The 19,097-nt window shown below is 35.1% G+C and carries 18 protein-coding genes; 2 read left to right on the top strand and 16 right to left on the bottom strand.

The genetic code is table 11. From position 1 onward, the window contains the following. Positions 1–112: 112 nt before the first annotated feature. Positions 113–1,669: a YfcC family protein gene (locus V6C74_RS00460; protein ID WP_002469856.1), complete on the top strand. Its 1,557-nt coding sequence runs from the start codon at positions 113–115 to the stop codon at positions 1,667–1,669. Between the two features lie 120 nt (positions 1,670–1,789). Here V6C74_RS00460 and brnQ read toward each other — a convergent pair whose 3' ends face one another. Beyond that, positions 1,790–3,148: a branched-chain amino acid transport system II carrier protein gene (gene brnQ, locus V6C74_RS00455; RefSeq protein ID WP_002454283.1), complete on the bottom strand. Its 1,359-nt coding sequence runs from the start codon at positions 3,146–3,148 to the stop codon at positions 1,790–1,792. Positions 3,149–3,442: 294 nt separating this feature from the next. Here brnQ and V6C74_RS00450 point away from each other — a divergent pair, with 294 nt between their 5' ends. Further along, positions 3,443–4,480 (top strand): PTS sugar transporter subunit IIC, encoded by a 1,038-nt coding sequence (locus V6C74_RS00450; RefSeq protein WP_002454284.1) that lies wholly within the window; start codon positions 3,443–3,445, stop codon positions 4,478–4,480. Between the two features lie 241 nt (positions 4,481–4,721). Here V6C74_RS00450 and V6C74_RS00445 read toward each other — a convergent pair whose 3' ends face one another. The 15 genes from V6C74_RS00445 to V6C74_RS00375 form a co-directional block, all read right to left on the bottom strand. Then, the gene (locus V6C74_RS00445; RefSeq protein WP_016898488.1) at positions 4,722–5,483 is read right to left on the bottom strand and encodes an alpha/beta hydrolase family protein; all 762 of its coding nucleotides are present in this window, start codon (positions 5,481–5,483) and stop codon (positions 4,722–4,724) included. Positions 5,484–5,504: 21 nt separating this feature from the next. After that, complete coding sequence (locus V6C74_RS00440; protein ID WP_002454286.1) at positions 5,505–6,152, bottom strand: ABC transporter permease; 648 nt, start codon at positions 6,150–6,152, stop codon at positions 5,505–5,507. Beyond that, positions 6,142–7,104, bottom strand: a complete 963-nt coding sequence (locus tag V6C74_RS00435; protein ID WP_016898487.1) for an osmoprotectant ABC transporter substrate-binding protein — start codon at positions 7,102–7,104, stop codon at positions 6,142–6,144. The genes V6C74_RS00440 and V6C74_RS00435 overlap by 11 nt, the downstream gene beginning before the upstream one ends. An 18-nt stretch (positions 7,105–7,122) precedes the next feature. Continuing rightward, positions 7,123–7,758: an ABC transporter permease gene (locus tag V6C74_RS00430; RefSeq protein WP_002454288.1), complete on the bottom strand. Its 636-nt coding sequence runs from the start codon at positions 7,756–7,758 to the stop codon at positions 7,123–7,125. Continuing rightward, positions 7,755–8,942 (bottom strand): betaine/proline/choline family ABC transporter ATP-binding protein, encoded by a 1,188-nt coding sequence (locus V6C74_RS00425; RefSeq protein ID WP_002454289.1) that lies wholly within the window; start codon positions 8,940–8,942, stop codon positions 7,755–7,757. The genes V6C74_RS00430 and V6C74_RS00425 overlap by 4 nt, the downstream gene beginning before the upstream one ends. Positions 8,943–9,117: 175 nt before the next feature. Beyond that, a complete protein-coding gene (locus V6C74_RS00420) occupies positions 9,118–9,585 on the bottom strand; it encodes a thioesterase family protein (protein ID WP_002454290.1) in 468 nt (155 codons plus the stop codon). Positions 9,586–9,590: 5 nt separating this feature from the next. After that, positions 9,591–10,553 (bottom strand): 3-hydroxyacyl-CoA dehydrogenase NAD-binding domain-containing protein, encoded by a 963-nt coding sequence (locus V6C74_RS00415; protein ID WP_016898485.1) that lies wholly within the window; start codon positions 10,551–10,553, stop codon positions 9,591–9,593. Further along, the gene (locus tag V6C74_RS00410) at positions 10,550–11,440 is read right to left on the bottom strand and encodes a 3-keto-5-aminohexanoate cleavage protein (RefSeq protein WP_016898484.1); all 891 of its coding nucleotides are present in this window, start codon (positions 11,438–11,440) and stop codon (positions 10,550–10,552) included. Before V6C74_RS00410 ends, V6C74_RS00415 begins: the two co-directional genes overlap by 4 nt. Positions 11,441–11,576: 136 nt before the next feature. Next, complete coding sequence (locus tag V6C74_RS00405; protein ID WP_016898483.1) at positions 11,577–12,125, bottom strand: TetR/AcrR family transcriptional regulator; 549 nt, start codon at positions 12,123–12,125, stop codon at positions 11,577–11,579. A 658-nt stretch (positions 12,126–12,783) separates the two neighbouring features. Then, positions 12,784–13,701: an ABC transporter ATP-binding protein gene (locus tag V6C74_RS00400; protein ID WP_016898482.1), complete on the bottom strand. Its 918-nt coding sequence runs from the start codon at positions 13,699–13,701 to the stop codon at positions 12,784–12,786. Beyond that, entirely contained in the window at positions 13,701–14,393 is a 693-nt protein-coding gene (locus V6C74_RS00395) for an ABC transporter permease subunit (RefSeq protein ID WP_016898481.1), read from the bottom strand. The genes V6C74_RS00400 and V6C74_RS00395 overlap by 1 nt, the downstream gene beginning before the upstream one ends. Before the next feature lie 170 nt (positions 14,394–14,563). Further along, complete coding sequence (gene kdpC, locus V6C74_RS00390; RefSeq protein WP_016898480.1) at positions 14,564–15,124, bottom strand: K(+)-transporting ATPase subunit C; 561 nt, start codon at positions 15,122–15,124, stop codon at positions 14,564–14,566. A 15-nt stretch (positions 15,125–15,139) separates the two neighbouring features. After that, on the bottom strand, positions 15,140–17,161 hold the full coding sequence (locus V6C74_RS00385) for a K(+)-transporting ATPase subunit B (RefSeq protein ID WP_016898479.1): 2,022 nt from the start codon (positions 17,159–17,161) through the stop codon (positions 15,140–15,142). Positions 17,162–17,180: 19 nt separating this feature from the next. Then, a complete protein-coding gene (gene kdpA, locus V6C74_RS00380) occupies positions 17,181–18,863 on the bottom strand; it encodes a potassium-transporting ATPase subunit KdpA (protein WP_016898478.1) in 1,683 nt (560 codons plus the stop codon). Positions 18,864–18,883: 20 nt separating this feature from the next. Then, positions 18,884–18,964 carry a potassium-transporting ATPase subunit F gene (locus tag V6C74_RS00375; RefSeq protein ID WP_100209055.1) on the bottom strand — a complete coding sequence of 27 codons (81 nt, stop codon included), beginning with the start codon at positions 18,962–18,964 and terminating at the stop codon, positions 18,884–18,886. Between the last annotated feature and the right edge of the window lie 133 nt (positions 18,965–19,097).

The raw sequence follows: 19,097 nt of genomic DNA, 5'->3' as shown, positions 1-19,097 counted from the left end.
CCCCAAATGAAACAGGGTGCACTTATTTAATGGAAATTTAATCAATAATTCTTGATAAATAAACATAATCTTCATGATTCTCGGTTATTAGATTATAAAGGAGATGACTCAATTGGAAGATGCTATCAAACCAGATAAAAAGAAAAAGCGATTCAAGTTGCGGATGCCCGGGGCATTTATGATTCTATTCTTATTAACTGTTGTTGCTGTAATAGCAACATGGCTTATTCCTGCAGGAGCCTATTCAAAATTATCGTACGAACCCGCTTCACAGGAATTAAAAATCGTCAATCCACATCATCATGTTAAAAAAGTCCCAGGAACTCAAAAAGAACTTGATAAGATGGGCGTAAAAATTAAAATTGAACAATTTAAATCTGGCGCGATTAATAAACCTGTTTCAATTCCAAATACGTATGAGCGTTTAAAACAACATCCTGCAGGGCTCGATCAAATTACGAGTAGTATGGTTAAAGGTACCATAGAAGCTGTAGATATTATGGTATTCATACTTGTATTAGGTGGACTTATTGGCGTAGTCCAAGCAAGTGGTTCGTTCGAATCCGGTTTACTCGCTTTAACTCAAAAGACCAAAGGTCATGAATTCATGTTAATTGCTTTCGTCGCTATTTTAATGGTTCTAGGAGGTACGCTTTGTGGCATCGAGGAAGAAGCTGTCGCCTTTTATCCTGTACTCGTTCCCATTTTCATCGCACTAGGATATGACTCCATCGTTTCTGTGGGAGCCATCTTTTTAGCAAGTTCTATTGGTAGTACATTTTCAACGATTAATCCTTTCTCAGTAGTCATCGCGTCTAACGCAGCAGGAACCACATTTACAGACGGGTTGTACTGGAGAATAGGTGCATGTGTCGTCGGAACGATATTCGTTGTTTGTTATCTCTATTGGTACTGCAAAAAAATTAAGCAAGAACCTAAAGCGTCATACGCATATGAAGATAAAGCTGAATTTGAGAAACAATGGTCAGTGATGGACCAAAACAGTTCATCAGAATTTACATTACGTAAGAAAATCATCCTCACCTTGTTCGTTATACCCTTCCCTATCATGGTATGGGGCGTTATGACTCAAGGCTGGTGGTTCCCAGTTATGGCGTCTGCATTCCTAATATTTACTATTATTATTATGTTTATTGCAGGCATGGGCAGATATGGTCTAGGAGAGAAAGGTACTGTAGATGCATTTGTTAACGGCGCATCAAGTCTTGTCGGAGTGTCACTCATCATTGGTCTAGCACGTGGCATCAACTTAGTGTTAAATAAAGGGTTAATCTCAGACACGATTTTGCACTTCTCATCTTCCATCGTGCAACATATGAGTGGTCCATTATTTATTATCGTTCTATTAGTTATTTTCTTCTTCCTAGGTTTTATCGTACCGTCATCATCTGGTTTAGCCGTACTATCTATGCCAATATTCGCACCACTTGCCGATACAGTTGGCATACCTAGATTCGTTATTGTTACCACTTATCAATTTGGACAATATGCTATGTTATTCCTTGCACCAACAGGGCTCGTCATGGCAACCTTACAGATGCTTAACATGCGCTACTCCCACTGGTTGAAGTTCGTCTGGCCTGTGGTCGCTTTCGTGCTTGTCTTCGGTGGAGGTCTACTCATCGCACAAGTATTAATTTATTCTTAGATTAATGACCTTTCGGAAAATGAAGTTCCAAAATAGCACCATATTGTATTATGGTAGAAAAAAAGCTATGTTCATCACACAAATGAAAGATGAACATAGCTTTTAATGTTATGAACTTTATTACGATTGTGGTTGCTTACTTCCTCGAACTTTAAACACTATCAATCCGATGATGAACCCAATCAATGCTGGAATAATCCAACCCATTCCTATCGTAAAGAATGGTAAATACTTTTCACCTAAAGAAATAATAAAACGCGCGAAACTTGTCTTCACGAAGAATTCAGGACTCGCTTTTACTCCATCGATAAATGCAGCAATCATCGTAAAGAATGTTGTAAATCGATACACAATTTTTGAATGATTGAATAATGGACTTGCTAAAGTCAGCAGAATTAATGTAATTGCGAGTGGATAGATAAACATTAGTACTGGTGTTGAATACATAATAATCTTTGTTAAACCAACATTCGCAAATATACATGCTAATACACTGACTACTGTCGCGAACATAATGTATTTCTGTTTAGGAAAGAGCTCAGTAAATGTTTCTGAAAATGCTGTAATTAAACCAATAGCTGTTTTCAAACATGCCACAACAATAATAAGTGAAAGCACTATGATACCGTAGTCACCTAGATAATGTTGAGCGATTTGTGCGAGTGCGATGCCTCCATTTTCACTAACTTTAAAATTACCTAAACTCATCGTACCCATAATGGCTAGCAAGCTATAAATAAGTCCCATACCTACGATACTAATCGTACCAGACTTAAATGTCTCTTTAGCTATTATGTTAGGATGAGTGACTCCTAGTTTCTTAATTGTTGTAACGATAATAATACCGAATGCTAGAGATGCTAAAGCGTCTAAAGTATTATAACCATCAATAAATCCTTTAAGTAGAGCACCTTCTTTATACTGCGCACTCACTGGCGCATGACTCACGCCTCCCATAGGATGAATAAACGCAAGTAACACTACAATACCAAGTAAAACTAAAAATACAGGATTTAAGAATTTACCTATATAATCTAAAATTTTTGAAGGCTTTCTAGCAAAGAACCATACAACCAAGAAGAATAAAATACTAAATATTGGTAACACAAATTTAGCTTGGACTGGCGAAATAAAAGGCGAGAATGCAATTTCATATGACGTTGTCGCTAACCTTGGTAATGCAAAAAATGGCCCAATCACAAGATATAAACCAATCGTAAATAAATACGCATATATTTTACTTACTCTTGAGGAAATTTCGAAAATCCCGTTCGTTTTAGACACACCAATGGCAATAATACCTAGAAATGGTAATCCTATCGCTGTGATTAAAAATCCTAAATTAGCAGTAAACACATGAGCGCCGGCAGTCTGCCCTAAATGAATTGGGAAGATTAAGTTACCTGCACCAAAGAATAAGCCAAATAACATCGATCCAATAAAAATATTTTCTTTAATCGTGAGTTTGTTTTTCATCATAATATGTATATCTCCTATGTCTATGTTATTAGCCATTATACATGAAATTCTCTATAAATTAATGCCAATTTTCAGAAAAAAGTATGACATCTTTCTCCTTAAGATACTGTTAATTTTTATTTTTCTAAAATGCTGCGCAACTAATTTTACATTATTGTTGCACTTTCGAATTTTCAAAAATATTAAATTCGTATTAATACTTAAATGTAATTTAATTTTAATTCTATTAACTGTGTTACAATTATGAAATGTTTTGGGAAACATATTTAGATTTATACTAAAGGGGTCAGAAAAATGAATATATTATTAGGAGTAGGAACATTAGTCGTAGTTTTAATCATTATGACATTGTTCTTAAAGTTTGCACCTTATGGTAAGGAAGGTCTACAAGCACTGTCAGGGGCTGCTTGTGCTACATTTCTACCACAGGCTTTCTTAAGTTACGCTATTGGAGGCATTTTCCATATTAAATTCCTACAGGAGATTGGTGACCTTGCAGGAAGTCTTGGCGGGATTGCAGTGGGTATCCTTGCATGTATTAATTTAGGTGTTTCACCTGTATTCTCAGTTATCGTAGGGTTAGTATTAAAGGACTTTAGCTTACTACCTGCATTTATCGCAGCATACCTCACAGCATTTGTGATTAAATTTATTGAAAAGAAAGTTCCAGAAGGCTTAGACTTAATCGTCGTTATATTTATAGCTCCAGCCCTCGTATACGGTTTGGCATCATTGATTAATCCTAGCGTCACTGCAGTATTAAATCAAATTGCGAAAGCTGTAAACTCTGTTGGTGATAGCAGTCCATATGCCTTAGCTATTATCTTAGGACTCATCATCCCAGTTACAAGTATGACACCATTAAGTTCAATGGTACTTGCAAGTATTTTAGGACTAACAGGTTTACCAATGGCAATTGGCGCAATTGTATGTACTGGCGCATCATTTGTTAACTTTACGTTATTTAATATCCTAAAAATTGGCGACAAACCAAACCGTTTTGCAGTATTTATCGAACCATTGACACAAATTGATTTAATCGTAAAATACGCCCCCGTCTTATACGGAACGAATGCAATTATTGGTATGGTTAACGCTTGTATCATCGCATTCAGTGGATTAAAAATAGGTGTCACTGGTATGGCAACACCTATGGCAGGTGCGATTGTACTATTCGGATTCAATAGTCCAATTAAATCAATTATCACGATTGCTGCAGTTGCAGTAACTGGATTGATCTTAGCATCTATTATTGGCTCATTAATTAAAAAGTTCGACTTATTACACTTACATATTCCAATGCCATGGAATAAAGGTAAAAGTCAGTCGTAATATATAAGAAACATCTACCCGTTGTAAGATTAAAATGCAACCAAGGTAGATGTTTTTTATTTTATTATGCAAATTACATAGATATATAAGTAAACTATTTAAAATACTAAACTAAACATTTCAGGTCACTTCAATATTGAATAATTACTCTCATAATAAAAGCTCTAAGATCACTTCACTTTGAAATGTCTTAGAGCTTTCTTCATTAAAGATTACAATCTAACTTTTCACATTACACGTACTATCCACGTGTAAAGGTCTCGATAACTTGTTTAATTGCCTTATCCCAATAGGCATAATCATGATCACCTGAACTTTTCTCAAAGTGGTAGTTCACACCCTTTTCATTTAAATATCTAATAAAGTCTAAGTTATCTTGATATAATGCATCTTCAGTGCCACACATGATTAATAATTCAGGTAAGTCTTCATTATTAGTAACAGCTTTATCAACTAAGTAATAAGGATCGAAAGGCGTACCTTTGATGTCCTCATTTTCACCAACAATGGCTTCTGGACAAAAGTCATAATACTCATACTCTCTAAGTAATGAAACATTGAATGCAGCAGATAACATTGCTGCTTTAGAGAATCGTTGGCACTGTGTTAAAGCATATTTAGACGTACCGTAGCCTCCCATTGAATGACCAGCTATAAAGTTATCTTCTCTCTTCTTAGATAATGGTAGAATTTGATGGACATAGTCATGCACTTCCAAAATATAGTCGTAATAACTATGGCCATAAATCATATTAGTATAGAAACTATGATCTGCATTAGGCATGATAATTGCAAGTTGATGATCATTTGCATATCGCTCAATACTTGTATATCTAATATAAGAGTTGGCGTCGCTTGATAGTCCATGTAGCACTAGCATAGATTTTAAAGGTTTGGCTTCTCGATTTGTATCAAAAAAGCTCTCATCTTCTGGAAGTATCACATTTAGAGAATTGTGTGCTCCAATCGTTTTAGATAAATAATTAAGTTGTAAAAGTGCCATAATCTTGTTCCTCCCGAAATATTAATTTGCAGGGTCCAACTTCTTCTCAAGCAAACGTAAAATCACATCAATAAGTACGACAATAATTACAATCGGAATTGCACCAGCAAGAATATATAATGTACCATCTGTTGCGTTTGTACCACGAATAACAATGTCTCCTAATGTAGGCGCACCAATAAATGAACCAATAGCCACTACACCAATAGCAACCACAAGTGCAATGCGTATACCACCTATGATTACAGACAATGATAATGGCAATTCTATCATTCGAAGTACCTGATTACGTGTCATTCCCATTCCTTTACCAGCATCTTTAATGTTCGCGTCTACACCATTTATGCCGGTATAAGTATTCTTGATAATAGGTAAAAGTGCGTATAAAAACACAGTAAATATAACTGTATTCATACCGAGTCCCATACTTAACATTAAGATGGCTAACATCGCGATTACTGGTACCGTTTGAATAATATTAGCAAGTGTCATTATTGGCGTTGATAATTTACCGAAACGCGCAATAAGTATTCCAAGTGGTATACCAACAATTGAAGCAAATATCACACCATAAACTGACATAAGTAAATGATTAACAAATAATTCCCAAAGGTAGCCAAAGTTCGTTTGATAATAATGTCCCAACTGTTGAAGTAAATTACCTTTCATTATTTTGACCACCTTTCTTCTTAGAATTATCATCTTCAAAATAATTATGTTTCTTTAAGAATTTTTCAGCTACTGTAGCGGGCTCTTCACCTTTACCATCAGCTTGATAGTTTAATTTTTGCATTTGTTTAGTTGAAATTTTGCCTTCCATTTTCTTTAATATCGGTTTTAATTCTGGGTGTTCTTTCAATAGTTGATCAGTTGCGAGTGGACTTGCATCATATGGAGGGAAGAATTTTTTGTCGTCTTTTAATACCTTTAAGTCATAAGCTGCGATACGTCCATCTGTTGAGTACCCCACCGCAACGTCCAATTTTCCTGAATTCAATGCATCATAAACTAAACCAATTTGCATTGGTCTTACTGTACCAAAGTCAAAGCCATACTCCTTCTTGAATGCAGGGTAGCCATCTCCTTTTCTATCTTTCCAAGAGCTGTCCATACCTACACGTAGATCTTTGGCATGTTTTTTCAAATCTGAGACCGTGTTTAAATGGTATTTTTTAGCTGTCTCTTTTGTCACTATAAAAGAATACGAATTAGCAAACCCATATGAATTAAAGAACTTTTGATGATATTTCTCTTCAAAGCCTTTATGTGTAGCTTTCATTGCTTTTTTAGGATCTTTAATTGGCTTTTCATTAAGTGCACCTGTTAAATCTGTACCGGTATAACGAGTACCTGACATATTTGCTTGACCACTTGCCACTGCATTATGTTGTATGACGCTAGATCCTAAATTATTAATTAAAGTAGGTTTGATTTTACCATGTGTGTCATGTTCAATAAGTAATCTCATCATATGTGAAATAATTTGTGATTCACTAGTACCTAAACTTGTAATTTTAACGTCGTCATCTGAATTACTATTTTTCAAACCGGGTAAATTACATCCAGATAACACGGTTAAACATAATACTAAAACTACTATATACTTTTTATACTTGTTCATAGTGTCCTCCTTCTCTAATTATCCGGTAATTCTTAAACCTTTAGGGACCAACCATTTCTCAATCATTGATAAACAGAAGTCTACGATAAGTGCCAATAATGTAACGAGAATTGTTGCAGTTATAATCACCGCTGGTTCAAATAAGTTTAAACCATTAAAAATAAAGTCACCTAGTCCTCCAGCACCAACATAACTTGCAAGTGTTGCCCAACTAATTACATATACTGAAGATAAACGAATACCACTCAATATCATTGGTAATGCAAGTGGTAATTGAACATCTTTCATTAGTTGAATACCTGTCATCCCCATACTACGTCCCGCTTCTTTAACATTACTATCGATATTTTGAACGCCAATAATCGTATTATTTAATATCGGTAGTAAAACATATAGAAATAAAGCTATAATTGCTGGTGTTTTACCGACACCAAATAAAGGAATCATAAGTGCCAAGATTGCTAAAGTTGGAATCGTTTGTAATATACCAGCAATTGTTAACGAAATTTTCGAGAGTTTATCAGTTTTAGACAGTAAAATACCTAAAGGAATAGCTATAATAATTGCTATTAACAAAGCAAATACTGAAATATAAAGATGCTCTAGCGTTTTCTCAAATAGTGCACTTGCATTGTCGGTTAAGTATTTAATCATCGTTCATCAACCCCTGATGTATGAGGTTCAATGATTCCATCATTCTCCTGGGAACTCACGTTACCGTCTTCTCCCCAAATGCTGTCATAGACAATATCAACAAGATTCGCTCTTGTTACTAAACCTACAAGTGTCTTATTGTCATCACTAACTACAGGAACATTTCTTACATTTCGTTTTAAAATTGTACGAACAGAATCTTGCAACTTACTATCAATTCGAACGCTATAAATATCTCTTTGCATTGTGTCTATTAATTCATTTTTCTTACGTAGACCTTGATTAATATCTTCAATATCTAAGTAACCTAATAGATGCTCATCATTACCTACAACAAATATCGTATCAACACGACGTTGTCTCATGATATTAACTGCCTCATCTAAAGAACGATCCACATGAACAGTAATTGGTTTAATCATGGCATCTTCGACTGTACGAATATTGGGTCTATCTTGAATAAGACGGTTCTGTCCTATGAAATCACGGACGAAATCATTCGCTGGCTGACGTAAGATGTTATCAGGTGTATCATATTGAATGACTTTACCTTCAGACATTATACAAATTTTGTCAGCAAGCTTAATCGCTTCATCCATATCATGTGTGACAAATATAAAGGTTTTACCTAACTGTTTCTGAAGTTTCTTTACTAAATCTTGTAATGTATCTCTTGTAATAGGATCAAGTGCTCCGAAAGGCTCATCCATCAAAATGATATCCTGTTCGGCAGCAAGTGCTCTAACTACACCGATACGTTGTTGTTGTCCTCCTGATAATTCTGAAGGATAGCGATTTAAGTAATCTTCAGGTAAGTCTACTAAACGAATTAGTTCTTTCGCTTTTTGATCTTTTTTCTCTTGCGACCATTTTAATAATTTGGGTACCAATACAATATTGTCTTTGACAGTCATATGTGGCATGAGTCCGATTTGTTGAATGACATAACCAATACTGCGACGTAACTCCACTGCGTTCATCTGACGAATATTCTTGCCATTGATAGTAATTTCACCTTCTGTTGATTCAATCATGCGGTTAATCATTCTCAACGCCGTCGTCTTACCACTACCGCTTGTACCTATAAACGCAACGAAATCTCCTTCTTCAATATCGATATTCATGTTGTCTACAGCTCTTTTTTTACCTGCATAGACTTTTGATAAGTGTTTAATACTTAACATACGTCCATTCCTTTCTGTTTATTTTAATGATTTTGCTTAAAAATTAAGGACTTAATGTGGATGTTATACAAAGGTAACTAAGTAAAAACAAGGCACAGTAAGTCCTTAAATGTATCAAGTTGAACTTGTAATCTCACCGCACTAATCAAGTGCGTCGTGCTTAACACTAAGCATGCTATTTTCTTGTAATACCAATTTGATGACCTAATTGTTTAGGTCGAGTTGTCATCTCATCTTTCTTGTAATATGCCTCAATATTATGAGCTATTGAATCAGGGAATGGCGAAGGTCTTCCGTTTTCAGTATCTATCCCCATTAACATCACTTCATAAGTCGATGTAAGCGCTTGTTCAGAATTCAACATTTCCATAAATACATGGAGTCGTTTACTGTCATAATCGTAAAGGTGGACTTTAATACTAATATCTTCATCAAGTTTCATTTCTTTTAAAAAGGTCAAATGATTCTCTAAAGTGAAGACAGTATAATGCAACGTTTTAATGGTCTCTAGAGTTAAACCTAGATGTGCTAACCAATCATCTGTTGCATCACTTAATACGCGATTGTATTCTGCATCATTCATATGTCCATTATGATCCACCCATTCTTGAATCACTTTCGTGTCATATTGATACTGATTCATTACGTTTAACGTACCTCCTGACTCGAATTTTTAAGTATATCTGAACCTTCAGGCCAATATTGTTCTGCCAACGCTTTGACTTTTATTAGGAATTCATTACGTTTTTGGTCTAATTCTGACATTGTATAACCTTGTGAAGATGCTTCACTTCCTGTAACTACCTTGTCGTATAAATCTTCTGTTAACTCAGGTGCAACAAGTTTCGTCCATGGCTTTTTGAGTGCCGGACCAAACTGTTTAAGCATATGACGCATACCACCTTCGCCCCCAGCTAAGTGGAAAGTCATAAATGGGCCATATTGTGCATAACGTAAACCGGCTGCGTGAGTGAAAGCTTTATCTACCTCTTCAGTTGTTGCAATACCGTCGTTAACAATGTGTAATGCTTCTCTCCATAATGCTTCCATTAGACGGTCGGCAATGTGACCTTCAATTTCATGGCGTACATGTAACACGTCCATTCCAATACCTTCATAGAATTGTTTAGCTTTTATAGTATTTTCCTCTGAAGTTTGTTTACCAGGTACAATTTCTACAAGTGGCAAGATATACACAGGATGGAATGGATGTGCAACGACTAAGCGCTCTGGGTGTGATAAATTTTTCTGTAATTCTGAAGGCATAATTCCTGAAGTACTTGAGCCAATTGTTGCATAAGGTGATGCATAAAAATCAATCTCTCTTAAAACTGTATCTTTAATTTCCTCAACTTCAGGTACATTTTCTTGTATGTGTTCAACTTCTTTAACAGCTTCTTTTAAATCTGTGCTAAATGTCAAATTCTCTAGAGATGCGTTGTCGGCAAGTCCCATTTGTTCAGCATATGGCCAATTCTGTTTCACTTGCGCCAACATTCTCTCATATGCGCCTTCACTTGGATCTGTAGCGATGACCTCATGTCCGTGGGCAAGCATTCGAGTAATCCAACCACTTCCTATAACACCTGTTCCTACAACTGCTACTTTCATGATTGGCCTCCTTTAGGAGTTCTAAGATTGAATTTTTCTCTAGCTTCTGCTGGTGTTAATGGTTCGATATCTAGTTCTTTTAAGATCTTTTTAGCTTCTTCGACAAGTGCTTCGTTTGTTGCTTTAACACCTTTAGAAATGTAAATATTATCCTCTAAGCCCACACGTATGTTTCCGCCACGTTGAGCAGCTTCTCTCACTGTCGGTAATTGCATTTTCCCAATACCAAATGCTGACCAATGTGCATTATCAGGGATACGTGATTTTAAATAATCAATTGTTTCTGGATCATTTTCAGCGCCCCAAGGTATGCCTAAGCAGAATTGAAACATTGGATCGCCTTCGATAAGGCCTTCCTCAATCATTTGTTTAGCGAAACTAACATGGCCTGTATCAAAACATTCTAGTTCAGGTTTAACCCCAGCATTTTTAACCATTTCAGCTTGTTTACGTAACCAAGATGCGGGGCTTAAATAAACAGAATCGCCCATATTGACACTGCCACAATCTAATGTACACATCTCTGGTAATAAATCTCCAACGGGTTTATGACGTTCTTCTGGGCTTTGAATCCAAGTGCCTTCTCCACCTGTTTCTGGATGTTCTAGACTTGGAATAAAGTCACCCCCACCTCCAGAAGTAATATTGATAATAATATCTTCTTCTGCTTCTCTTATAAGTCTTACTGTTTCTGCGTAAAGTTCTGGATCATGGCTTACGCCTCCAGTTTCTGGATCTCTAACATGAATATGAGCAACTGTAGCTCCTGCTCTGGCACATTTAATTGCTGAATCAGCGAGTTCTTGTGGTGTAACTGGAACATTTTCATTTTTTTGAATTGTATCGCCAGCCCCTGTGATGGCTGCTGTTAATAGAACTTTATTCATCTTTAACACCTCTATATTTTTTAGTTTTAAGACAGTAGTTACTATACCAACCAGTCGGTTTAGTTTCAACAGCTTAATAAAAAAATAGAGCTGAGTAATGCGTCTAACACCACTCAGCTCTATGCGTATAGAAATTTTAAACTTTTTTATTTTTTTGAACTTGTTCTTTTAATCTTTGAATGACTTGTTCTCTCATTTTTTCATCTATTGCGCTAATACCAAATATCTCTGACAACCATAAACCATCTACCGCTAGCCTAATGATGGTCGCATCTACTTCGTCTAAACCATCACCTTCAATATGATTTTGCCATTCTTGATAGGATTCACGTAAAGGTGATAACAATAGCTTATTTGAACCTTGGGCGGCAAGCATTCCTGAAGTAATTGGCGCATTTTCCGTTCTATGTTCTCGCGTCGCTTCTATAAATGCATTTAGCCATTGTCCAGACTCTTCAGAATCAGAATTGACATATTTATTAACATTTTCTTGGTAAAGATTATTTGCATAATTCACAAGTTCTTGAATGAGCCCCTCTTTACTTTTGAAATGATATAGTAAACCGCCTTTACTTACGCCAGCTTTCTTTGCTACAGCATCTAAAGTTAAATAGTCTGCACCTTGTTCATTTATAATACTGGCTGCGGATTCAAGAATGTATTGTTTTTTCGATACTCTAGCCATTACGCCTCATTCCTTTATTTTGAAAATTGTTATAATCAATGTTTTCATAAACGTTTAACAATTAATATGACTAAGATAGTATGTTTCATTATAAATACTTTTTCTCGTAAAAGTCCAACTGTGAAAATTAGATTTATCACAAGTTATAGTTCTTCAAGCTTTAGTACTAATAAAATGGACATTTATAACTTATGAATTTTTAACGCACACTTCGTGCTTTCATCATACTCATTAACATTATGCACGTGACTAGACCCCCACATTTGGTACTTGCAAGTATCCTTAGTCTTAGCATTTATTATTGGCTCATTAATTAAAAAGTTCGACTTATTACACTTACATATTCCAATGCCATGGAATGAAGGTAAAAGTCAGTCATAATATATAAAGAAACATCTACCCATTGTAAGATCAGAACGCAAACAAGGTAGATGTTTTTTTAATAAATCAAATTCAATGAATTAATTTTTAGACTGAAAAACAAGCCAATGCTAGCTTAAAAGGGGTATATAATTAGACTTCCCGATGTGTTACGTCAGACAAACCGAAGGCTTACCTATAACCTTCAAGAAGCTATAATGAAGAGGATTTAAAGTAATTTTTTTCTCACTTACACTTATAGATAAGTGATTATAATTCAATCATAGACATCAACGTTTTAATGTTGCTTTTCATGTTTACTACTTTTAAGAAATATATCTTCTAACGAAAGCTCTTCTAAATCTACTTTGAATATATCTATATCTAAAGAAACATATAGCCTAACAATGGATGGAATAGTGTTTTTATCTTTGATTTTTAAATTGGTATGGTCACTATGAATATCTATGTCTTTAATTTGTTGACTTAATTTATTTAATTCTTCTTTAACGTGTTGTTTTTGATTTTCATTTAATTCATTATGAACGATGTCTAAAGATAAACTATCTTCATAAGTTTCTCTTAACTGTGTTAAATTACCTTGCACTTCGATATTACCTTGACTCATAATCGCCATTTCATCACATAATTTTTGGATTTCATCCAAATTATGTGACGTTAAGAATATCGTAGTCCCTGATTCTGCAATAGTCTTAATAAGTTTGTGTATAGATAAAATTGAATTAGCATCTACCCCTGAAGTAGGTTCATCTAGGAATAGTATTTTAGGTTTATTAACTACTGCTTGTATAATTCCTAGTTTCTTTTTCATACCGAAAGAATACTTTTTAACTTTTAAATTTAGACCATTTTCTAATCCAATTGATTGAAAGAGGTTTTCTATCTCGCTATTCGAAACATCATATTTCATTATGCTGCAAAAGTATTTTACATGCTCTTTTCCAGTCATATTATTATAGAAAGAAGAATAATCTGGTAAAACTCCCATTTCTCTCTTATTCTGAACATTTAAGTTGAACGTGCCATCAGAGGGCTGACATAACCCTGTTAACATATTAATAAATGTTGATTTACCTGCTCCATTATGACCTAAGAAACCAAATATCGTACCTTCTTTAACACTTAAGTTGATATGATTGACCACAGTTTTATTCTGGTACATTTTTGTTAAGTTATGAGTTTGAATTGCATTCATTATAAATCCCTCTTTCTAAATATGTATAGACTGATGATCAGAAAAATAATAGTAAAGATTAATATCACAAAAGGAACAGCCCTGTTTTCACTACAATAATAGAAATATGGCATGATGTATTTAAGTAATTTTAACCAGATTCTATTTGTTTCAGTACTCCATAATCCTAAGACAGTCAATATTATAGAAAGTGCTATCCCTAAGAAATTGGTTAACATTGTGTTATCGATAAACACAGATAATAATGTTGCCATTCCTAAGAAATAACTTACAAATGCAATGCTTTGCATTAACTCTAAAAAGTAAAACTCATGTGAATAAATAATCAACAATAGTGTAGTAATCAATAAACAAGTAATCCAAAATAATAAAGCGCCTAAAAATTTACCAAATAGAATATTATTTCTAGTCGTTTTAGTAGCTAAGAATCGCATCGTTCTATTTTTAACTTCTTCATTGATAATGTTATGCGATAGTGTAAATGCAAATAACGGACTGGTAAGTATTACAGTTAACATAAGCGCTAATTGATATGGTGTTTTGTGAATACCAATTTCACTACTTAACTGACTACCGAATAAGCTTAATATTTTAGCTATACCTAAACTTATAGCAATCATGATTAAAACTATTAAGATAGACTTAATACTTTTAAATAATGAAACAAACTCTTTTCGTGCTATCGAAAGCATATATTTTCCTCCATAAACTAATTGTTTTAAAAAATAATTACTTTACAATTATATTTATATATTATCATTAATTTTTAAAAAACCAAAAAGAGCGAGGTAGAAACCTCAATATATAATCAATGGCTGGTTTCATCATCTCGCTCAAATGTTTCATAGTTTAATTTCTAAAGCTATTTCATCTTATCAAGTGCAATATTCAGTTTAAGTACGTTCACGTAGTCCTCAGTCATAGGAGAGGATTGTTTATGTTGTTGAATCGTGCGTTTAATTGATGCTTCCTCAAGTCCACGTTCGTTTGCAATCCTTTTCACTTGCGCATTTGCATTGGAAACAGTGATATCTGGATCTAATCCTGAACCTGAAGCAGTAACAGCATCTGCAGTAAGTTGATGGCCTTCTTTATGAATCTCATCGTCAACACGTTGTTTGAATTGAGGATTCGAATTTGCTAGATTTGAACCACCTGATAAAGGTCCACCGTTCTCTTTCAAAAGTTTTTTGTCCATATTATAATTTACAGCGCTTGTTCGACCGTGAAAGTATTTAGAATCGTTCCATTGTTGACCAATCAGTTCTGATCCAATTACTTTCCCACCATACTTGATTAAACTCCCATTGGCTTGATGTGGAAATGCGACTTGACCTATTGCTGTCACTGTTAGCGGGAATATAAACCCACATAGTACAAATAATACGACTACAAGTCCAACACTTTTTCGTATTGTTGCCATCTTGCGACTCCTCCTTTAGACAAAGTATTGAATAATTAAATCAATGAATTTGATACCTATAAATGGCACAATCATACCGCCTAATCCATAGACCATCATATTTTTCATTAATATCGTTTGTGTTGAAGCACTTTTAAATTGAACACCTTTCATCGCAATGGGTATGAGTAGCACAATAATGAATGCATTGAAAATGAGTGCCGATAGCACTGCTGATTCAGGTGAATGTAAATGCATTATATTTAAGCGATTCATTGCTGGCATGGCAGACATAAACATGGCTGGTAGAATTGCGAAATATTTAGCGATATCATTCGCTATACTAAACGTTGTTAAAGAACCGCGTGTCATCAATAATTGCTTACCTATTAGTACTACTTCCATTAACTTAGTAGGATTAGAATCTAAATCAATTAAATTCGCCGCTTCTTTCGCACTTGTTGTACCAGAGTTCATAGCTAAACCAACATTAGCTTCTGCTAAAGCAGGTGCGTCATTTGTGCCATCACCTGTCATTGCCACAATATGACCCTTAGCTTGTTCTTCTCTAATAACATTAATTTTATCTTCTGGTTTACATTCTGCGATAAAGCGATCTACACCCGCTTCTTTCGCAATTGTTGCTGCAGTAAGTGCGTTATCGCCGGTACACATCACGGTTTCGATACCCATCTCGCGTAATTCTTGAAATCGTTCAACAAGTCCATCCTTAATTACATCTTTTAAGTAGATGACACCTAATATTTCATTATTTTCAATAACAATGAGTGGTGTTCCACCTTTTTTAGACACTTCAGTGACCCGTTCATCTAAATCATCAGGAATAGCCCCACCCGCTTCTTTAACACGCTTAATCATACTATTAGGTGCACCTTTATACACTTCATGGTCATCAAATTTCGCACCACTCATACGTGTCTCCGCAGTAAATGGGAAATATTCGCCTCTTTCTTGAGGTAACTCAATGCCTTGACTTTGTGCAAGTTTAATAATACTACTTCCTTCCGGTGTATCATCTTCTACGGAACTTTCATACGCTGCTCGCACTAATCTTTCATAACTCGTTGATGCCACAGGAATAAATGCATCTGCCATACGGTTGCCATAAGTAATAGTTCCAGTTTTATCTAGAATCAACACATTTACATCGCCACATGATTCTACGGAACGCCCACTTTTTGCTAAAATATTAAACTGCGTCACACGATCCATCCCAGCGATACCGATAGCTGATAGCAATCCACCAATTGTTGTAGGAATTAAGCAGACCGTTAAAGCAATCAACATAACTATCGATAAATTGAAATGAAGAAATTGTGCTAACGGGTACATCGTTACAATCACAACTAGAAAGATAATAGTTAACGTCATTAAGAGCGTGAATAATGCAATTTCATTTGGTGTTTTCTTTCTTGTTGCGCCTTCGACTAAATGAATCATTTTATCTAAGAATGATTGACCTGGTTCGGAAGTGATTTCTATTTCTAACCAGTCGGAAGTGACAGAGGTGCCTCCAATCACATTATTAAAATCTCCACCACTCTCTTTAATCACTGGTGCTGATTCACCGGTAATCGCAGACTCGTCGACAGTTGCTAAACCTTTAATAACTTGACCATCATTGGGTATTTGTTCCCCAGTTTCTACACGAACGAGGTCTCCTTTTTTCAAGTTGCTAGCATCTATTATTTCGTAAGCGCCGTCCTCTTTAATCAATCGCGCCGTCATTTCTGTTTGTGTCTGACGTAAGGCATTCGCTTGCGCTTTTCCTCGCCCTTCTGCTAACGCTTCTGAAAAGTTAGCAAAAATAAGTGTTAGCAATAAGATGATAAAAATGCTTAACACATACATACGTGATACATGTTCTTGTATAAATAAATTAGGCACAAAAATTAATAAAAATGATAATAGCATGCCCACTTCTACCACAAACATGATGGGATTCTTCACCATATATTTTGGGTTTAATTTCACAACACTTTCTTTAAGTGCTTGTTTAACCAAACTTGATTCAAATATTTTTGATGTTTTCATCATTTTCTACAATCTCCTTTCATCATGAATGCAACAGTAGTTGTTCTCCTATTGGTCCAAGCATTAAATCTGGTAAGAAGGTCAAACCACTGAGTAAGATGATGAAGATAATCAACACGGTGCTAAAGAACAGGTTACTAATCGGTACATCTTGTGAGTAATCTGTATGTTGATAGGTTTTCTTGTTGACCAGACTAGACACAATCATCAGTTGCAAGATGATTGGAATATAACGTGCAATGAGCATCACTATTGCTGTCGAAATATTCCAGAATACAGTGTTATCTTTTAAACCTTCAAAACCTGAACCATTGTTAGCAGACGAGGATGCAAATTCATAGATGACTTGTGAAACGCCATGAAACTGTGGATTTGTTATCGCATCTTTAGCGCCTGGAATGATAAATGCTAATGCTGAAAATATTAAAATCAGTAATGGATGGACTAAAAATGTCAGTGCTATCCACTTCATCTCTTTAGATTCGATTTTCATCCCTAAATAACTTGGTGTCTTTCCAATCATTAAACTGCAAATAAAGACAGTGAGCATGACATAGATCAACATATTCATTAGACCGACACCTTCACCACCGAAGACAGCATTTAACATCATAAGAATCATTGGGATTATGCCACCCATAGGAGTGAGACTGTCGTGCATGTTGTTGACGGTCCCAGTCGTAAAAGCAGTTGTAATCGTTGTAAATAAAGCTGATTGACCGATACCAAAACGCGTTTCTTTGCCCTCCATATTGCCTCCATCAATTCCTAAGTGGTGTAAGATTGGATTTCCTGCATTTTCATAATGAAGACAAATAAGTAAAAGCACAACAAACATCGTAAACATCGCTATAAAAATCATTACCGCATGGGAATGGATATGTTGTTTAGCTTTCAGCATTCTCCCAAATAAAAAGACAAGCGACCCAGGAATTAGCATCATACTTAAAGCTTCTGCGAAATTAGACCAGTAGGTTGGATTCTCAAATGGTGTAGATGAGTTAGCACTTAGGAACCCTCCACCATTCGTTCCAAGATGTTTAATTGACTCAAGTGAAGCCATAGGCCCATATGCAATGGTTTGTTTCACGCCTGACATGGTTTCAATAACTAAATTGCCATGTAACGTTTGAGGCGTCCCTTGACTGATAAGAAATATGCTCAACACGAGTGCGAATGGTATTAAAACACGTATAATAAATCGCACTACGTCTTGATAGAAGTTACCTATGACGTCTGTCATCCCTGTTAGTCTACGCAACATTGCGATGCATACTGAGTAACCTGAAGCGGCTGAAGTGAACATGAGACACGTGATGACACCCATTTGCGTGAAATACGTTAATCCCGTCTCACCAGCATAATGTTGTAAATTTGTATTCGTTAAAAACGATGCTGCTGTATTAAATGCCAAAGACACTGATTGACTAAAATTATGATTGGGGTTTAACCATAACCATTGTTGTGTCAGTAGTAAGATAAATGCTAAAGCGCAAGTTAAACCGTTAAAACATAAAAAGTGTTTTAAATAGGTTTTACATGACATGTGCTCTAATGATGTACCAATCAATTTGTAGAGTCCCTTTTCAATAGGTGTGAATAAGACATCCATCTTAGACGGTACGATTAAAGCCACTGTATATAAATATCGGCTCATCACGTATGAGAGCACGATAAATGTGATTAAAAATAGTATCATACTCATAATCTTTCCTTCTTTCGCTACTAGAATTTTTCACTCCAAAGTAATGCATAAAATAGGAATAAAATTATTCCGATGGTTATGAAGACTAAAAATGTAATCATTGTGCTTTCTCCTCACTTTCATGGACATCTTATCAAGAGCATTGTAATTAAAGTATTAATATTTGAACAAAGTTATAAAGGAAACATAAAGATAAGAAATTAAATAAAAATATAAATGGATAAATGGATTAAT

The sequence above is a fragment of the Staphylococcus capitis subsp. capitis genome (assembly GCF_040739495.1).
Classification (GTDB): Bacteria; Bacillota; Bacilli; order Staphylococcales; family Staphylococcaceae; genus Staphylococcus; species Staphylococcus capitis.
Note: the sequence above shows the minus strand (reverse complement) of the source record. Positions and strands in the feature narration are given on the sequence as shown.

Coding starts and splice junctions, on each gene's coding strand:
- V6C74_RS00450 (WP_002454284.1), top strand. CDS start 3,443: ATGAATATATTATTAGGAGTAGGAACATTAGTCGTAGTTTTAATCATT.
- V6C74_RS00385 (WP_016898479.1), bottom strand. CDS start 17,161: ATGATGAAAACATCAAAAATATTTGAATCAAGTTTGGTTAAACAAGCA.
- brnQ (WP_002454283.1), bottom strand. CDS start 3,148: ATGATGAAAAACAAACTCACGATTAAAGAAAATATTTTTATTGGATCG.
- V6C74_RS00405 (WP_016898483.1), bottom strand. CDS start 12,125: ATGGCTAGAGTATCGAAAAAACAATACATTCTTGAATCCGCAGCCAGT.
- V6C74_RS00415 (WP_016898485.1), bottom strand. CDS start 10,553: ATGAAAGTAGCAGTTGTAGGAACAGGTGTTATAGGAAGTGGTTGGATT.
- V6C74_RS00375 (WP_100209055.1), bottom strand. CDS start 18,964: ATGATTACATTTTTAGTCTTCATAACCATCGGAATAATTTTATTCCTA.
- V6C74_RS00445 (WP_016898488.1), bottom strand. CDS start 5,483: ATGGCACTTTTACAACTTAATTATTTATCTAAAACGATTGGAGCACAC.
- V6C74_RS00440 (WP_002454286.1), bottom strand. CDS start 6,152: ATGAAAGGTAATTTACTTCAACAGTTGGGACATTATTATCAAACGAAC.
- kdpC (WP_016898480.1), bottom strand. CDS start 15,124: ATGGCAACAATACGAAAAAGTGTTGGACTTGTAGTCGTATTATTTGTA.
- V6C74_RS00435 (WP_016898487.1), bottom strand. CDS start 7,104: ATGAACAAGTATAAAAAGTATATAGTAGTTTTAGTATTATGTTTAACC.
- V6C74_RS00430 (WP_002454288.1), bottom strand. CDS start 7,758: ATGATTAAATACTTAACCGACAATGCAAGTGCACTATTTGAGAAAACG.
- V6C74_RS00395 (WP_016898481.1), bottom strand. CDS start 14,393: ATGCTTTCGATAGCACGAAAAGAGTTTGTTTCATTATTTAAAAGTATT.
- V6C74_RS00400 (WP_016898482.1), bottom strand. CDS start 13,701: ATGAATGCAATTCAAACTCATAACTTAACAAAAATGTACCAGAATAAA.
- V6C74_RS00420 (WP_002454290.1), bottom strand. CDS start 9,585: ATGAATCAGTATCAATATGACACGAAAGTGATTCAAGAATGGGTGGAT.
- V6C74_RS00425 (WP_002454289.1), bottom strand. CDS start 8,942: ATGTTAAGTATTAAACACTTATCAAAAGTCTATGCAGGTAAAAAAAGA.
- kdpA (WP_016898478.1), bottom strand. CDS start 18,863: ATGAGTATGATACTATTTTTAATCACATTTATCGTGCTCTCATACGTG.
- V6C74_RS00410 (WP_016898484.1), bottom strand. CDS start 11,440: ATGAATAAAGTTCTATTAACAGCAGCCATCACAGGGGCTGGCGATACA.